Source organism: Alloacidobacterium dinghuense (genome assembly GCF_014274465.1).
Lineage (GTDB): Bacteria > Acidobacteriota > Terriglobia > Terriglobales > Acidobacteriaceae > Alloacidobacterium > Alloacidobacterium dinghuense.
This window is the reverse complement of record NZ_CP060394.1, coordinates 913,657-929,501: the sequence shown is the minus strand read 5'-3', so window position 1 is coordinate 929,501 and position 15,845 is coordinate 913,657. Positions and strand designations below refer to the sequence as shown.

The window sequence follows — 15,845 nt, the reverse complement described above, 5'->3', positions numbered from 1 at the left end:
TCAGAAGAGCCCGCGGATTAAGCCAGTTACAGTTATCGCTTGATTTGAATAGATGCCCGGTAGATATACCGGGTTGTGCGTATACATGAAGTTTTTTCCGATTCTGGGAAAAAATCAACAACTTTCTTGAGAATTTCAGAGAATTTTTCACAGACCCACCCTGTCGCTCCGCCTAATCCCTTCCGCGAATCTCCCGATAACCATATATGGGAGACACCATCCATGCCGGTTTTACCTGAAAAACCCTCCGTCCTGCTCGCCGATGCAGACCCCACCTCCGCGACCATCCTCAGCACGCTTCTCGAATCCTGGAACTACCAGGTCGAGGTCATCGCCGACGGAGCCGCCGCCTACAAGCGTCTCAACAGTCCCCAGCCGCCGGAGCTGGCCATTGTGGACTACGAATTGCCCTCGATGAAAGGCTTCGAGGTTATCGCCGAAACACGCCGCCGCTCCCGCCAGCATGCCCCCTGGCTCATGCTCATGAGCGGCGCCGCCGACCTCGAAAAGATCGAAATGGCCACCAAAGCGGGCGTCGACGACTTTCTCCTCAAACCGGTCAACGAAATGGACCTCCTCGTCCGTCTCCGCACCGCCGAACGTGTCCAGCACCTCTATCATGAGTTACAGGAGCAGATGCAAGCCGTCCGATTTCACGCGTCGCACGATAGTCTGACTGGCCTGCTCAATCGCGAAGCCATGATGCGTCTCCTCTTTCAGGAGACAGATCGCGTCCAGCGCATGCGCACTCCCCTTACGCTCATGCTCATCGATCTCGATAAGTTCTCTGATGTCAACATCGAATTCGGCTACGGTACCGGAGACGTCATTCTACGCGAATTCTCTCAACGTCTTCGCCGCTACCTGCGCAGCTACGACATACTCGGACGCTGCGGCGAAGATGAGTTCCTCGTCGGCCTTCCCGGCTGCCTTGCCGAACAGGCGGCAACCATGGCCGATCGACTTCAAACCACAGTGCTCGAAAAGCCCTATCACATCCATCGTGATGTATTAAGCGTCACCGCCAGCATCGGCATCGCCACCAGCAGAGGACGTTCCCCGCTCATCGTCCTGCGTGAAGCCGAACGCGCCCTCGGCAACGCCAAGCTCGCAGGCCGTAACTGCATCCGCTGCTACGGCCAACCAGCGGAACCCATCCAAGTCATCACCGACTCAACAGAATCCGACCAGCCAATTTCACCCTCCTAGTCTCAAGGATTGTCATCCTGACCCTGAGGGCAACGAAGGGGAAGGATCTGTTTTCTCCAGGCATCTGCACGATAAAAGGGTGCCCCATCCTTTCGCATCGCGAAAGGGTGGGAAAGCACAACTTCATCCCGGCAATCTTGTAATTCGAGCGAAGAAATCCCTTGCAAACTCGGCTCGCCTGTGCAATAACTACGTCATGCGTAGTACGCGCCAAGTAGCAGATCCAGAGGATCCCGCCCTCGGCCACTATTCCGACCCACCGGTGCTCGTCCTGGCCAGTCTCGCAAACGGCCCCAAGCATGGACACGCCATGATCGAAGACATCGCTACCCTATGTGGCACGCGCCTTGGACCCGGAACGCTCTATGGAGCCATCGGCCGCCTGGAACAGCAGGGTTGGATCGAGCCGCTTCCGCCCGAAGATAGACGCCGCCCCTACCGCATCACTCCCGAGGGTCTGCGCGTTTTGCGCGCAAAACTCACCACCCTGCACCAGTTCTCAAACGCCGGTCTGAAGAGGCTCGAAGAGCTATGAACCCACGCCTCGCCCGTCTGCTCACCCGCCTGTATCCAAAGGCATGGAGAGAGCGCTATGGCGAGGAGTTTGAATCTCTTCTCGAAACCGGAAGTCCGGATCTACGCACCGGAGCCAATGTCATCAAATCGGCACTTTCCGAGCACTTCTTCCCAACCGGAGGACCCAAAATGGATCGCAATCCCAGTTCTTTCGGCGCCATCGTAAGGCGCCCGAGTGCCTTCGTTCCGATGGCGATGTCGCTCACCGCGCTGGCCGTCGTGCTTGGTCACATTGCCCTGTATGGAGCAGCCCGCGAAGCCGACGAGGGCGCGGCTGCCCATATCTGGCAAATCCTCATGGCCGGACAGATGCCTGTACTTCTCTTTTTCGCCATCAAGTGGTTGCCAAAAGCGCCCAGGCAATCGTTCTATGTGCTCGCGATGCAAGCCGGAGCCGCGCTCTCCGCACTGGCCCCAGTCTTCTATTTCAACCTGTGACTAAGTAACACCACTCAAGAGCAAGAGAATCTTCAAGTGTTCCCGCGTCCATCGTGCACACGCCGCAAGTGCAACTCTCTACAAAACCTGAATTTCTGAAAAGAATTGGCTTTAACGAAGCGATACGATCTTTGGAGCATAATAAATTCAACAGACTCAAGCTTTACGCTGTACCACTTCCAAAGAGCAATCACTTTCAATTTGCTCGATCGAAATTCAGGGAGAGTTTTCATGCGGTTGCGTGGCTTGCACAGAGTTCTTGTCTTCCTCATCGCTGCACTGGCTCCATTCTCAATCGATCATCCCGTGGCTGCTTCTTCGGGTTCAGGCGCTGGAAGCACGGCATGTCCAAAAGATGACAGCGGATTGAAACTGCCTCCCGGATTTTGCGCGACCATCTTTGCCGACGGCATCGGGCATGCCCGTCATATGGTGGTAGCTCCGAATGGAGTCGTGTACGTCAACACGTGGTCCGGTGACTACTATCCTCCGAACCAGCCAGCACCAGAAGGCGGTTTCCTCGTCGCGCTTCAGGACAAAAGCGGTTCGGCGAAAGCCGATGTGATTCAGCGCTTCGGTGAAACGGCCAAGACCGGAGCGGCCGGCGGTACAGGAATTGCCCTCTACAATGGATCGATTTACGCGGAAGTGAACGACCGCATCGTGCGCTATGCCTTGCCTCCGGGAGCACTTGTGCCTACTGGGCAAGCCGTTACAGTCGTCTCCGGATTACCTCTCGGCGGCGACCATCCCATGCATCCGTTCGTCATCACATCCGATGGCACTCTTTACGTGGATGTGGGCACGGCGACCAATGCCTGCCAATTGAAGAACCGGCAGCTCCACTCGCCCGGCGCCCAGCCATGCACAGAGCTTGAGACCCGGGGCGGCATCTGGAAATACGACGCGAAGAAAACTGATCAGAAATTCTCTCCCGCAGATCGTTATGCGACCGGAATACGCAATGGCGAGGGCTTCGGCGTTGATCCCAGTAGCCATCGCCTCTATGTGACGCAGCATGGACGAGACCAGCTTCATGCCAATTGGCCTGAACTCTACAAGCCGGAAGAGGAAGCAACGCTGCCTTCTGAAACAGTCCTGCTCCTCAAGCAAGGTGGCGATTACGGATGGCCGGAGTGCTATTACGATCCAGGGCAAGCGAAGCTGGTCCTGGCGCCCGAGTACGGAGGAGACGGCGGCCACGCTGTCGGTGTCTGCGCCAGCAAGACAGGTCCGGTCGCAGTAACCCCTGCACACTGGGCGCCGAACGGAATGGTCTTCTATAACCAGAAGCAGTTTCCCTCCCGCTACGATAACGGCGTCTTCATTGCCTTTCACGGATCATGGGATCGCGCTCCCTATGCGCAAGGCGGCTACAACATCGTTTTCCAGTCGCTCGCCGGACCTCTGCCGCCTGCATCCTGCGAAGTCTTTGCTGATGGATTCGCAGGATCGGCAGTCTCACCGGAAGGAGCCATACATCGTCCCTCTGGCGTCGCTGTAGGTCCAGACGGGTCACTTTATGTTTCGGACGACATGAAGGGAACGATATACAAAATTACTTATGTCGGTGGTCCCGCAACTGCAACCGGGCCTCAATTTACTCCCTGCCCGAGCTTGACAGCGGGCGCTGGCGAGATCGCTCGCGCCGAAGCCAAGCCGCCCGAGGGGACCCACCCCGACGCCGGGGCAGCTGCTCTCCCTGTCCCTCCAGGAGCGACGCAAGAGATGGTCGCGTTGGGCGATCAAATCTACCACGGTGAAGTGGCCGGCGGAACATGCACAGCTTGCCACGGTGAGAATGCGACTGGAAGTCCCTTGGGTCCTGACCTGACAAAGAACAAATTTTTGTGGAGCGATGGCAGTTGGGCGGGAATCACCAAGACAATCACCGATGGCGTCTCGCTGCCTAAGGAATATCGCAGCCCCATGCCGGCTATGGGTGGGTCTCAACTGACACCGGAACAGGCATCGGCGGTGGGCGCGTACATTTGGGCGTTGAGCCACCGTTAAACCAACCTTGAGGACTCTTTCAACCTTTCGAGACTGACTTCTTCACAGGAGTCAGTCTCATCCCCCCACATGTCTCCTCACATGTCTGTTGACTGAGTCGATTCCCAAACGAACAACGGAACAAATCCCTCCTCGACAGCCCTGCACTCGGCTTATTCACTTATGACGAACCCGCTTGTAGGAACTCTATGAAGCCGCTGCTCTATGCTCTTTGTGTTGTCTTTGCATCCGCCAATCTTGGTGCGCAAACATCTGTCTGGCAGCCGTCGGCCGGGCACACTCAGCTTCCGATATGGCCGGGCGCGCCACCTGATCCGCAGCCGGTCAAGGGGCCAGAGGTCGCAGAAGTCGATCCAACATTCCTCGTTGCCGGAAGGCCAGCCATGGGCGTGAGCAATGTGACGCAGCCGACGATGACGGTGTATTCGCCGACAGGAAAGAACACCGGCGCAGCAGTCGTCGTATTTCCCGGTGGGGGATATCAGGTTCTGGCCATCGACCTCGAAGGATCGGAGGTTTGTGATTGGCTGACCCCCAAAGGAATCACGTGCGTGCTGCTGAAATACCGCGTGACCGATGTGGGTCCCTATCCGAAATCAGGGCCGTATCCGGAATCACCGATGGCGCTCGAAGACGCGCAGCGAACAGTAGGTCTCGTGCGCTTTCACGCCGCGAACTGGCATATCGATCCGCACAAGATCGGCGTGCTGGGATTTTCAGCGGGCGGCCACTTGTCGGCGGCAATGAGCACGCATTTCGAAAAGCGGCTGTATTCGGCGGTGGATGCGGCCGACAAAGAAAGCTGCCGCCCGGATTTTGCGGTCGTTCTTTATCCGGGACATCTGTCCCTCTCCGCTGCGCAGTGGGACGCGAAGCAGGGCACGAAAAAGTTCGCACTTCCTCAGCCGGAACATCGGTCGGTTGCCGATAGCACCTTTGCGTTGAATCCTGAGATTCATATCACCAGCCAGACGCCCCCCACGTTTCTGCTCCAGGCAGAAGATGATCACGTGGACAACGTAAACGACTCGCTGTCTTACTACGCTGCGCTGAAGCAGGCTGGGGTTCCCGTGGAGATGCATCTGTATGCGCATGGCGGGCATGCGTTTGGCCTACGGCGCACGCAATTTCCGATTACCGGCTGGCCCAGTCTGGTGGAGACGTGGCTAAGCACGATCGGTATGGTTTCCGAATAGGTCTTCTGCATGGTCACAGTCCGGTAGTCGATCTTCACTCCGAAATTCGAAGCGTAATGCTCGCAGGCGATTCCGACGTACTCGCGAAGCGTTGCCGAATTCAAACGTTCGCACTTCTTTTGCACGAACAGCTCCCCCGCCTAAGATGAGCAGCCTTGGGACAACATATTTCCGGCAGGTATCGGCTTCGATATTCATTCTGTGGCGTGCGCTCTCAGCGCAAGAATCAGAGATGCTATTGGATTAGGTTGCTTCAGTATCTCCCATATTCGCAACACACATCTTGCTGATTCATAGGAGACTTTGGTTGTACGGAGGCGTCGTTGTTGGACCTCCGGGAGAGGTGGGGACGCGAATAAAAGAGTTAGGCTGGTGCGGGCGGAGGGACTTGAACCCTCACGGGGCTTGCGCCCCAACGGATTTTCTTACCATCTGCGGCTTTCGCCGTCCTGCCGGAAAGCGCGTCCGAGGGACGCTCCGGCAGGTTTGTGGTCTGGACTATACCTTCACCGTGACCGTTCGGTCTGTCGCCGTTCGGCGGTAGGTGCTGCCCGTCTAGTCTCTACACCTTCCCCTCCGGAGTTCTCCGTCGGGGCTTGGCTCGGGATCGCCATTTCACAGGGTTCCCCGAATTTGAACAGTTCTGCATCGCCGGTTTCCCGGCGAGCACTCAAGTTACGCTTAAGTCCGATGCGTCTGCCGATTCCGCCACGCCCGCGTGGCCACCTTAAGTATAAGGCTAAGTGCCGGTGCGAAGTTCCTTGGCCACCTTCTTCTTGCGCATGATGTTGATAGCCGCCGCGTCGAGGCGGGTCTTGATATGGGAGGCATAGAATTTTTCGATCATCTCGACCGATCTCCTGCAATTCTTGGCGATCTGGTAGATATCCGCCCCCTCCATCAAGCGCAGGCAGATGTAGGTATGGCGCAGGCTGTAAGCAGTGCGCGCTTGACCGTCCCGGTCAGCTTTAAGTTTCTCTTCGTCGAGAATGGTGTTGAACAATTCGCGCTGCCATTTGGGGAAGAGAAGGTCCATGGGCTCAGGCAAGCGAGTCTTTTCGTTGGTTCCTCCCCCTCCGGGCTTGTCGATCCGCAAAGGACGGGGGCGGCTCTTCAGGCGCTCGAACGGCCGGACCGCGCCATCCGGGCCTGCTGCTCTTATCCTGAACGAAGAAGAAAACGTCCAAACCAGTTACAGCAAGAATGGCTTAGGCCACCGTGATCACGCTTGCCAGATACGGCGACCTCTCTCGCAATTCATCCTATCTAGAACTTAACGCTGGGAGGTTGCTTCGACGTCTCGCTTGCCTGGAAGTACGCATTATCAGGCTGAAATCCAGCCATGCCTGCCCAGATGCTGTTTGGAAACTGCCGGATGAAAGTGTTGTAGTCCTGCACCGTCTGGTTATAGCGGCGACGCTCCACCGCGATGCGGTTTTCCGTACCCTCTAGCTGGTCCTGCAACTGCAAAAAGTTCTGATCTGCCTTCAGATTGGGATAGTTTTCTGAAAGCGCAAGCAATCGTCCGAGAGCTGAGTCCAACTGGCCATTTGCCGCAATCTTTCCCTGAGGATCGTGCGCATTGAGCAACGCGGAGCGTGCATTTGCAATGTCCGAAAACACGGTCTCTTCATGCTGCGCATAGCCCTTTACCGTGTTCACCAGATTCGGAATCAGGTCCGCGCGCCGTTGCAGCACCACATCCACCTGCGACCACTGCGCATGGACGGCCTCCTGCTTCGCCACCATCTGATTCTTCGCACTCACGTAGCTGCCAAAAACCAGCAGCACTGCCAAAAAGATCACGACCACAACCGCAATTGCGATCCACAACCCACGTCTCATCACGGGCAAATTCTCCTTGCAAAACCTGTGCTCTTCATCCAGAGACTACACGACTCAAGCCATTAGCCGAAGAGGTGAAGCACCCTACCAATCTCCGCCGGCGCCGCCACCACCGGTACTTCCGCCGCCGAATCCGCCAAACCCGCCATCACTGCCGCCGCTGCCACCACCACCACCCCAGCCGCCGCGACCGCCGCCGCCGAGAAACATCCCCAGCAGAAAACCCAGCAGTCCTGAGCCGCCGGCACGAGCCAGAAACAGAATGACGAGAAAAATAATGACGGCGAAAATAATCAGCTGGCCAAGGCTTAGTCGAATCGCCTGCTGCTGGGGCGGCCTACGTTTCTGAATCGACTGCAGCGTGACTCCCGCATCGCGCGCAATGATCTGCGAGATCTGGTCCACAGCCAGCGACACAGCATCGTCGTAATCGCCTGAGCGCAGATACGGCACCATCTGCCTTCCAATATTCCCTACCCTGGCATCCGGCAGAATCGCCTCAAGCCCATAACCAGTCGCAATCCATCGCTTGTGTTCCTGCACTGCCAGCAAAATCAGGACGCCTCGATCCTTCTGGCCAATCTTCCACGCATCCCAAAGCTGAACCGCGTAATCCTGAATCTCCTCGCCATCGAGCGTCTTGACTGTTACAATGGCGATCTGCGCATGCGCCTGATGGTCCACCTGTCCGCATAGCTGGTTCAGTTGCTGCTTTGTCTCCGGGGACAGAACATTGGCAAAATCGCTGACGTAATTCGTTGGCTTGGGAAGGTCTTTCACCGCCTCCGAGCGTCCCGTTGCTTGACCCGCAGCCATCGCAAACAAGATCAGAGCTGCAGCGGTCAGGAATTTTCGGATAGCGAGAGACCTCATCTCCGCTATTCTAAATGCCTGTCGGCGATCCCCATTCTTTCAACGTGCAAAAGGTGCATCGTGCATCTAAACTTGGCAGCAAAGGGAGTGCTCTCATGCGCCGCCTTCTCATCCTCCTGAGTGCTGTCCTGCTTCTATCCCCCCTCACGCTGCGGAGTTGGGCCCAATCACAAAGAGATCCACTCAATGATGAAGAGATCGATCAAGTGCGTGAGTTCGGTGATCGGCCCAACGAACGCATCAAGCTCTATTCGAAGTTCATCGAACAGCGCGTCACAGCCATCAAAGAGCTTTCTACCAACAAGAGAGCTGAAACCCGCGCCACCGAAATGCGCGCGAAGATCGAAGAATTCACCCGCCTCGTCGACGAACTGCAGGACAACCTCGACACCTATGATGGCCAGCACGCCGACGTTCGCAAGGCCCTGAAAGACTTGGTTCCGGAATCTGACAAATGGCAAGCGGCTCTCGTCCAACCACCTCCCGATCCAACCTATGACTTTGCCCGCAAGACCGCGATTGAAGCAGCGCAGAGTATCAGCGATCAGGTAAAGACCCTGCAGAAAGATCAGGAGAAATACTTCGCCGAACACAAGGACCAGGCAGGCAAGAACGGAACCGGCCCCTCGTAAGCCAGAGCGCAAAGGTCACGAAAAAAATCAACGCGTCTGTGCTACGCTCAGCTTAGGTGAACCCCGAGCTTTCGCGTTTGTTTGAAGAAGAGTATCGCGCCATCCGTCCGCGCGCTCCTATTCCACCTATCCATGTTCGCTTCTACCGATTCACGAGCCTGAACACAACCATTCGCCTGCGTGAAGGCCAGATCAAAGTCCACCTTTCCGATCTTCTCGAAGGTGCGCCCGACACAGTCCTGCGAGCAATCGCGCACATCCTGCTTGCCAAGCTCTACCGCAAGCCGCTCGATCCGTCTCATAACGCGCGATACCGCCGATTCGCATCGAGCGAAGGAGTGCTCCGGCAGACCGAGCGCATCCGCCAGACACGCGGGCGCAAAAAAATCTCAACCGCCAAAGGTGACTACTACGATCTCGACGAAGTCTTCGAAACGCTGAACCGCCGTTTCTTCCATGGCTTACTCGGCAGGCCTCTTCTCACTTGGAGCGAGCACAAGGCGCGCCGTCTCCTCGGCCACTATGACGCCGCCCACAACACCATCATGGTCAGCCGCGTCTTCGACCGCAAAAACACCCCACGTTACGCAATCGAGTACCTGATGTACCACGAGATGCTGCACCTCAGGCATCCCGTCAAAGTGCGCCGCGGACGCCGCTGCGTACACCCCCGCGAGTTCCAGGCAGACGAAAAACTCTTTCCAGAATTGGAACAGGCAAAAGCCTACCTGAAGATGCTCTAGTCTTTAAAAGCTGTCATCCTGACCCTGACTCTGAGTGCAACGAAGAGGAAGGGGAAGGATCTACTTTCTTCGGCGGAAGCACGAAAATGGGTGCCCCATCCTGTCGCGCCATTTGCGACAGGGTGGGAAAGCAAGACCCCAAAACGGCCGTCGAACGCTCACCCTCAAGGTCAGTAAAGCAAAGCCGCCTTCCGCTTCGCCTCAAACGCCTCCAGCTCTCCGCGCCAATCCTCAGCAATCTTCGAAGGATCATCCCCACGCATCAAGGCCTCCAGCACATGCTGGTTCGCAAGCAGCCTATTGATCCGCTCCAGCTTGTACTCCTGCGAATAAAGCTTATGCAAAACCGACGCGAGCACAATCCCTAATTCCGGCGCATCCAGCACATTGCGATCCATCAGCAGCACACGCACACCATGGCAAAGCTCACTGGCATAGGGATAAGGCTTCTGCGGCGTAAAATCCACGGCAACAAAACGCACACCCGGCAGGAACCGCGCATTCAAATCGTGCGCCAGCTTGCGCCCATCGACCCAGGGAGCGCCCAGAATCTCGAACGGCGTGTCCGTTCCGCGCCCCACCGAAATATTCGTTGTCTCCACCAATCCCAGCGCGGGATACAGCATCGCCTCCTCCAAGTCGCGCAGATTCGGCGAAGGATTGACCCAACTCAGCCCAGTCGAGTCATACCAGTCGCCGCGCTGCCATCCCTCCATCTTCACCACGGTCAGCGGAGCATGCAGGTCACGCTCGCCATTGAAGTAGCGCGCCAGCTCACCCATGGTCATACCGTGACGCACAGGAAGAGGCATGTAATCCACATAACTTTCCCTTCCCTTATCTGAAAGCGGCCCCTGCACAAACGCGCCGTTGATCGGATTCGGCCTGTCCAGCACAACGATCTCAGTCCCTGTCTTCGCAGCAGCTTCCAGAAAATATCCCATCACCGTCTCATAGGTGTAGAAGCGCACGCCCACATCCTGCAGATCAATGACGACCGCATCGAGCGAACGCATTACGTCGAGCGGTGGCCTGCGCTGCGCGTCCGTCGCCCCATAGAGACTCACAACCGGCAGTCCCGTCTGCGCATCCCTTCCGTTGCCGATATTTTCCGTGTCCTCGGCTCCTCGAATCCCATGCTCAGGACTGAAGAGTGTCTTCAATTCAATCCCATCAGCATGGGCAAGAATGTCGATCGTCCTGCGCCCGCTCGCGTCCACGCCAGTCTGATTTGTCAGCAGCCCAGCGCGCAGATGCCCGTCATGCTTCTTCGCCAATGCATGAAGCTCAGAAAAACCATCCGCCTCCAGAACATCAATCCCCGTCTTCACATCACCATTGCGCGCAACCCAGCGATGCATGCCGCTCAGCGACTCGTTATAGCCCGTCAGCTTCGCTGAAAGTTTCCCACCATCAGGAACAATGCCCAGCGCTGCCGCAGCAGCATCTGCAAGCTGCCTGCGCAGCGCAACTACGCTCTTTCCTCCATCCGGATGTACAGCATTCGTCAGCACAATCAAATACGAATCGGACACTGGATCGATCCAAAGCGAAGTACCCGTAAACCCCGTGTGCCCAAACGACCCCACCGGAAAAATCTCTCCGCGATTACTCGAGTATGGCGACTCAATATCCCAGCCAAAGCCGCGCAGCGCCGTGCCGGTTGCCGGCTGCTCCGGCGTCACCATCTTCTCGAGGATCGCGCGCGATACCGGAAACTTGCTCGGATTCCCCGCAAGCCGGTCCAGAAGATTCTGCGCATACACCGCAACATCATCAGCCGAGCTGAAGAGTCCCGCATGACCGGCAACTCCACCCATCCGCCGTGCCGTCGGATCGTGTACCACTCCACGCAGCATCACGCCATGTTCATACTGCGTCGGCGCAATGTGGTCCCGCCACTCCACAGGAGGAAGATAGCGCGTACTCTGCAAACCAAGCGGCGCGATGATATTCCGCTCAACATACTCATCTTCCGGCATGCCGGAGAGCTTCTCGACCAGTGCGCCCAGCACAATGTAATTAATGTCGCTATAGACAAAGCGAACACCCGCGGGCGTAGCCGGCTGCGTAGCGAGAGCCTGCCGAAACGCCTCGCTCTTCCCTTCCCAGGGCTGCTCCAGTGAAAGATCCGGCGGCAGACCGGAATAATGCGTAAGCAGTTGCCGAATCGTAATGTCCTGCTTCCCATTCGCAGCAAAATCGGGCAGATACTTTGCCACCGGATCGTTGAAGCTCAGCTTCCCCCGCTCGCAAAGCTGCATCACCGCCGTCGCCGTCATCAACACCTTCGTCAGCGACGCCATATCGAAGACGGTATCCACCGTCATCACTTCTCGCACAGGCTCAAGCGAACGCTGCCCATACGCCTTGCGGAAAACCGCATGGCCGGCATGACCAACCTCAACCACCGCGCCCGGAATCTGCTTCTGCTCTACCGCCTGATCGACAAGCGCATCAATCGAAGAAAAGTCGGGCGAAGAAAGGTCGGGCCGCTGCGCGAATAACCGGCCGCTGCTCCAACCGACAACAACAACCAGAAGAAGCCACCAGCGATACATCCTCATCTACATCGCACTCCCGACACGCTCATACTTACTGAAGAGGCTCGTCATATAGCCAATTCCGAACGTCACAACCGCACCGATGGCGACGTACCACGTCCACGCAACCTTTGGAAAAACAAGATCATGCCCCAGCACACTCGCATGAATCTCCGAACTCTGGCGCCAAAGCAGCAGATTCAACACGCATCCAGCAAGCAAACCAATCATCGTGCCCTTTTCATTCGCGCGTTCCGTGAGCGTACCGAGTAGAAAAACTCCCAGCATCCCACCCCACAAAACCGAAGCAATCGACAACCCGATCTCCAGAACATGTCCGCTGCCGCGAGAAACAATCGCCAAAGCCAGCAAGATCGCCGCCCATCCCAATGTCATCAGTCGCGACAACCGCGTCTTCGCAGCCTCACTCACATTCGTTCTCCGCAGAAGATAAAAATCCACCATCGAAGTGGAAGCCAGCGAATTCAGCGCCGCGCTCAGGTTCGACATCGCAGCCGCAAGAATCGCCGCAATCATCAGCCCTGAAATCCCAACCGGCATCTGCTGCACAATGAACTGCGGAAAAATGCGATCCGCGCTCGCGACGTGCGGCGCCACGCCCAGTTGCCGGTAATAAACAAACAATCCAGCGCCGATAAACAGAAAGAGCGTGAACTGCACGAGGATCACAACGCCGCTCGAGAGCAGCGCCATGCGTGATTCACGCAGATTCTTCGCCGCGAGCAGCCGCTGCACCATCAACTGATCGGTTCCGTGACTCGCCATTGTTAAAAAGCAACCGCCAACAACGCCGGCCCAGAACGTATACGTCTGCGCGACCGACAGCGAGAAGTGAAAGACAGTCAGCTTTCCAGCCGAAGATGCAACCGACAGCAGCGTGTGCGCTCCGCCCGAAATATGCCCGCAGATAGACCACAGGCTCACCACTGTGCCCACAACATACAGCAGCATCTGCAGCACATCGGTCCAGATCACCGCCTTCATCCCGCCTTCAAACGTGTAGAGCAGCGTGAGCAGAGACAGGATGACGATGGACGCAATATCCCCCGTCCCCAGCGCAACGCCAACCACAATGGCCACGGCGAAGACACGCACACCCTCCGCCGCGGCCCGCATCACCAGAAACAACAACGCTGTCAGCCGGTGCAGGCGCGTTCCGAATCGCTGGCCAATCAACTGATACGCCGTCATCAATTCGCCGCGAAAATACCGCGGCAGAAACAGAACGCAGATCACAATGCGGCCCAGCAGATATCCCATCACAAGCTGAAGAAAGCCGAAGTCCCCGGTGAACGCGATTCCCGGCACGCTGATGATCGTCAGGGTGCTCGTCTCTGCCGCCACAATCGAAAGTGAGATCGCCCACCACGGAATATTCCGGTCAGCCAGAAAATAGCTCTTGATCGACCGCTCTCCATCTTTACGAAAGCGCAGACCGAACCACGTGATCCCTATCAGGTAAAGAACCACCAGAATCAGATCGACTGTACGCAGCGGAATATGCATCAGTAATAGTTACAAACTATTTAGGCGCCGCAGCCTGCGCAATCCCAACAGCTTCCGGCGGCGGAAGCATGTGCGTCTCGCTCCACTGCTGGCGCGCCATCCGGAACTTGTCCGCGCGCGCGATCCACAACCGCATGGCCACATCGTACTCAGCCATCACATTATCCAACCAATATGGCCGATTCTCCTTGAGCCACGCGTCCTTGAATTCGTCCCGGATGTATCCATAACCCTCGCGCAGATCCAGCGCACGGCCCGAAAGACCCCACAGCTTGCCCGACATATGTTTCCGCGCCTCGGGATCGTTCTGCTCCTGATAAATCGTGCGATACGTATCGGCAATATCGCTGGCCGTCTGAAACTTGAACGCGATGAAATCCATCCGTCTCGCCCCCAGCTCCATTGCATCCACCGCATCTGTCTCGCGAAGCTTCCCCGCCTGCCGTGCCTGCGCAATCAACGTCAGCGCGCGTTCCGCATCCACTCTCACTTCATCCAGCACCGGCTTGATCTTCGCCGCCGTCTCCTGCCCTTCGCTGCTCCACGGATCGATCCAGAACAGCCCATCCTTCGCATCTTCCAGCCCGGCCTTCTCGAATGCCAGATGCGCCTGCATCAGCGCCATCTGCGCCTGGTCCAAATCCCCGGTCGCATCATCATGAAAAACTGCACCATAGTTTTTCTGGAACTCGGCAATATCGCTCGCGCCCGGCTGCCATCCTGCCGCAGCCCCAAACAGAACGCCGTACCAGTCTTCAGCAAACAGCCCTTCACCATCATCGTTCCAGATCGTGTTCAGTACGCCTGTGCTGCCCGCCTTCTGTCCAGCTGCCACAAACCCCTGAATATTCTTGAGCGCGAGGTTGTTATTCGGATAGACGCGGCTCCAGTTGTTCACCCCCGGCGACACCCACGTCTCCATCCCTGCCTTTGTATAAGGATCGAGCCACTTGCTGAAATCCTCTTCCGGTTCGTAGTGCCACGCCACCGCAATCATGTCCTTCGGCAACCGCGGCACCAGCGCCGGATCATTCATCGCCACATCGCCCCAGAACAGCAACCTCCGGTTCAGCGGCGCAAGCTCCGCGTGAATCTTCGTCAAAAAGTCGATATACACAGCGCCCAGCCCGCGCTGCTTCACTTCATCCGCAGTCTTTCCCTGCCCCAATTCGAACGTCTCATCCGCACCGATATGCAAAAACGGCCCCGGAAAGACCGCAGCCAATTCCGTGAACCACTGCTGAATCACCTCGAGCGATCCCGCCTCCCCCGGCGCCAGCACGGACCCGTTCGGAACTTCCGCAAGATGCGCATACTCCTGCCACGTCAAAACGTGGTGCAAGTGCCCAAAGGCCTCCTGCTCCGGCACAATCGTCACATGATACGGCTTCGCATACTCCACCAGAGCGGCAGCGTCCGCCTTTGACATCGAACCACCCGGCAATGCCGGCAGCGGATTCGACGCATACTGCATCGTGTTCTCGAAATAAGGCGAATACACATTCAGCTTGTAAGCCGCAAACGTGCGAATCTGCTTTTTCTGGAACTCAAGCGTCGGCACCGGCCCGCGCGAGAGATCGTCATGCACGCCGCGATACTTCATCGCTGGCCAGTCACGTATCGCGCATCCCTTGAAAACAGCATGATCGCCATTGCCGGAAACAAGCTGCTTCGCCGTCTGCGCTCCGTAGAAAAGGCCGCTCGCCGAATGCGCGACGATATACACGCCGCTCTTCGACGTAAACAGAACATAGCCTTCATCCTGCATCGCAGCATCGATCGCGAGCTTCTCACCCGCGAGTGCGCGCTTCCCAGCCGCAGAACTATCGCGCAGCAGATAGATATGCGCGCCCTTCCCTGAGCGTGCAATCCCCTGCTCCTTCAAAAACGCAAGCAGGTCATCCGCGGCAGACGAATCATCCGCATCTTTTTCTGGAGCTGAAAGCAAGACACCGCGAGACAACGCAACGTCTTCACGGCTCTGAAATTCACGCGGATCGGGAATCAGGGAGGGCCGCTGTGCCTGGGCAGCTACGCTCGAAACCGCCACACCCACAACAAGAGAGCAAAAAAGTGTCCGGATCACCGTGTCAAAGTTTCCAAGAGAGAAGTTTGCATCGTTGCAAAAAGAACTTAAGACAAGAGCATACCGATTGCAGCCTCAAACGCAAAACCAGCGATCCAATCTCGCCCCTATAAACAACAAGGCGCTCGAAAAATCGAGCGCCCCATGAGAAGCAATCAATATTA

13 protein-coding genes are annotated in these 15,845 nt (G+C 57.0%); 7 read left to right on the top strand and 6 right to left on the bottom strand.

What is annotated here, in order from left to right:
• Positions 1-222: 222 nt before the first annotated feature.
• From H7849_RS03815 to H7849_RS03795, 5 genes are all read left to right on the top strand, one after another.
• Complete coding sequence (locus H7849_RS03815) at positions 223-1,209, top strand: GGDEF domain-containing response regulator (protein ID WP_186744272.1); 987 nt, start codon at positions 223-225, stop codon at positions 1,207-1,209.
• Between the two features lie 196 nt (positions 1,210-1,405).
• On the top strand, positions 1,406-1,744 hold the full coding sequence (locus tag H7849_RS03810) for a PadR family transcriptional regulator (protein WP_186744270.1): 339 nt from the start codon (positions 1,406-1,408) through the stop codon (positions 1,742-1,744).
• Positions 1,741-2,223 (top strand): hypothetical protein, encoded by a 483-nt coding sequence (locus H7849_RS26680; protein WP_251106592.1) that lies wholly within the window; start codon positions 1,741-1,743, stop codon positions 2,221-2,223. The genes H7849_RS03810 and H7849_RS26680 overlap by 4 nt, the downstream gene beginning before the upstream one ends.
• A gap of 231 nt (positions 2,224-2,454) precedes the next feature.
• On the top strand, positions 2,455-4,236 hold the full coding sequence (locus H7849_RS03800; RefSeq protein WP_186744268.1) for a PQQ-dependent sugar dehydrogenase: 1,782 nt from the start codon (positions 2,455-2,457) through the stop codon (positions 4,234-4,236).
• A 188-nt stretch (positions 4,237-4,424) separates the two neighbouring features.
• Positions 4,425-5,432, top strand: a complete 1,008-nt coding sequence (locus H7849_RS03795; RefSeq protein ID WP_186744266.1) for an alpha/beta hydrolase — start codon at positions 4,425-4,427, stop codon at positions 5,430-5,432.
• Between the two features lie 739 nt (positions 5,433-6,171).
• Here the strand turns inward: H7849_RS03795 and H7849_RS03790 are convergent.
• The 3 genes from H7849_RS03790 to H7849_RS03780 all read right to left on the bottom strand — a co-directional run bounded on the left by H7849_RS03790 (position 6,172) and on the right by H7849_RS03780 (position 8,150).
• Positions 6,172-6,528: a hypothetical protein gene (locus tag H7849_RS03790; RefSeq protein ID WP_222439760.1), complete on the bottom strand. Its 357-nt coding sequence runs from the start codon at positions 6,526-6,528 to the stop codon at positions 6,172-6,174.
• A gap of 170 nt (positions 6,529-6,698) precedes the next feature.
• Positions 6,699-7,277: a LemA family protein gene (locus H7849_RS03785; protein WP_186744264.1), complete on the bottom strand. Its 579-nt coding sequence runs from the start codon at positions 7,275-7,277 to the stop codon at positions 6,699-6,701.
• 84 nt (positions 7,278-7,361) lie between these two features.
• A complete protein-coding gene (locus H7849_RS03780) occupies positions 7,362-8,150 on the bottom strand; it encodes a TPM domain-containing protein (RefSeq protein WP_186744262.1) in 789 nt (262 codons plus the stop codon).
• A gap of 95 nt (positions 8,151-8,245) precedes the next feature.
• Here H7849_RS03780 and H7849_RS03775 point away from each other — a divergent pair, with 95 nt between their 5' ends.
• Together H7849_RS03775 and H7849_RS03770 are read left to right on the top strand one after the other, a co-directional pair.
• Positions 8,246-8,782 carry a hypothetical protein gene (locus tag H7849_RS03775; RefSeq protein ID WP_186744260.1) on the top strand — a complete coding sequence of 179 codons (537 nt, stop codon included), beginning with the start codon at positions 8,246-8,248 and terminating at the stop codon, positions 8,780-8,782.
• Between the two features lie 56 nt (positions 8,783-8,838).
• Positions 8,839-9,525, top strand: a complete 687-nt coding sequence (locus H7849_RS03770) for a M48 family metallopeptidase (RefSeq protein ID WP_186744258.1) — start codon at positions 8,839-8,841, stop codon at positions 9,523-9,525.
• A 170-nt stretch (positions 9,526-9,695) separates the two neighbouring features.
• Here the strand turns inward: H7849_RS03770 and H7849_RS26675 are convergent, their stop codons facing one another.
• The 3 genes from H7849_RS26675 to H7849_RS03760 are packed head-to-tail and all read right to left on the bottom strand — an operon-like array spanning position 9,696 to position 15,681.
• Positions 9,696-12,092: an exo-beta-N-acetylmuramidase NamZ domain-containing protein gene (locus H7849_RS26675; RefSeq protein ID WP_251106591.1), complete on the bottom strand. Its 2,397-nt coding sequence runs from the start codon at positions 12,090-12,092 to the stop codon at positions 9,696-9,698.
• A complete protein-coding gene (locus H7849_RS26670; protein WP_251106590.1) occupies positions 12,093-13,595 on the bottom strand; it encodes a sodium:solute symporter in 1,503 nt (500 codons plus the stop codon). It lies immediately after the preceding gene.
• Positions 13,596-13,611: 16 nt separating this feature from the next.
• The gene (locus H7849_RS03760) at positions 13,612-15,681 is read right to left on the bottom strand and encodes a glycoside hydrolase family 20 zincin-like fold domain-containing protein (RefSeq protein ID WP_251106589.1); all 2,070 of its coding nucleotides are present in this window, start codon (positions 15,679-15,681) and stop codon (positions 13,612-13,614) included.
• Positions 15,682-15,845 lie beyond the last annotated feature (164 nt).

Coding starts and splice junctions, on each gene's coding strand:
- H7849_RS03815 (WP_186744272.1), top strand. CDS start 223: ATGCCGGTTTTACCTGAAAAACCCTCCGTCCTGCTCGCCGATGCAGAC.
- H7849_RS03810 (WP_186744270.1), top strand. CDS start 1,406: ATGCGTAGTACGCGCCAAGTAGCAGATCCAGAGGATCCCGCCCTCGGC.
- H7849_RS26680 (WP_251106592.1), top strand. CDS start 1,741: ATGAACCCACGCCTCGCCCGTCTGCTCACCCGCCTGTATCCAAAGGCA.
- H7849_RS03800 (WP_186744268.1), top strand. CDS start 2,455: ATGCGGTTGCGTGGCTTGCACAGAGTTCTTGTCTTCCTCATCGCTGCA.
- H7849_RS03795 (WP_186744266.1), top strand. CDS start 4,425: ATGAAGCCGCTGCTCTATGCTCTTTGTGTTGTCTTTGCATCCGCCAAT.
- H7849_RS03785 (WP_186744264.1), bottom strand. CDS start 7,277: ATGAGACGTGGGTTGTGGATCGCAATTGCGGTTGTGGTCGTGATCTTT.
- H7849_RS03780 (WP_186744262.1), bottom strand. CDS start 8,150: ATGAGGTCTCTCGCTATCCGAAAATTCCTGACCGCTGCAGCTCTGATC.
- H7849_RS03775 (WP_186744260.1), top strand. CDS start 8,246: ATGCGCCGCCTTCTCATCCTCCTGAGTGCTGTCCTGCTTCTATCCCCC.
- H7849_RS26675 (WP_251106591.1), bottom strand. CDS start 12,092: ATGAGGATGTATCGCTGGTGGCTTCTTCTGGTTGTTGTTGTCGGTTGG.
- H7849_RS26670 (WP_251106590.1), bottom strand. CDS start 13,595: ATGCATATTCCGCTGCGTACAGTCGATCTGATTCTGGTGGTTCTTTAC.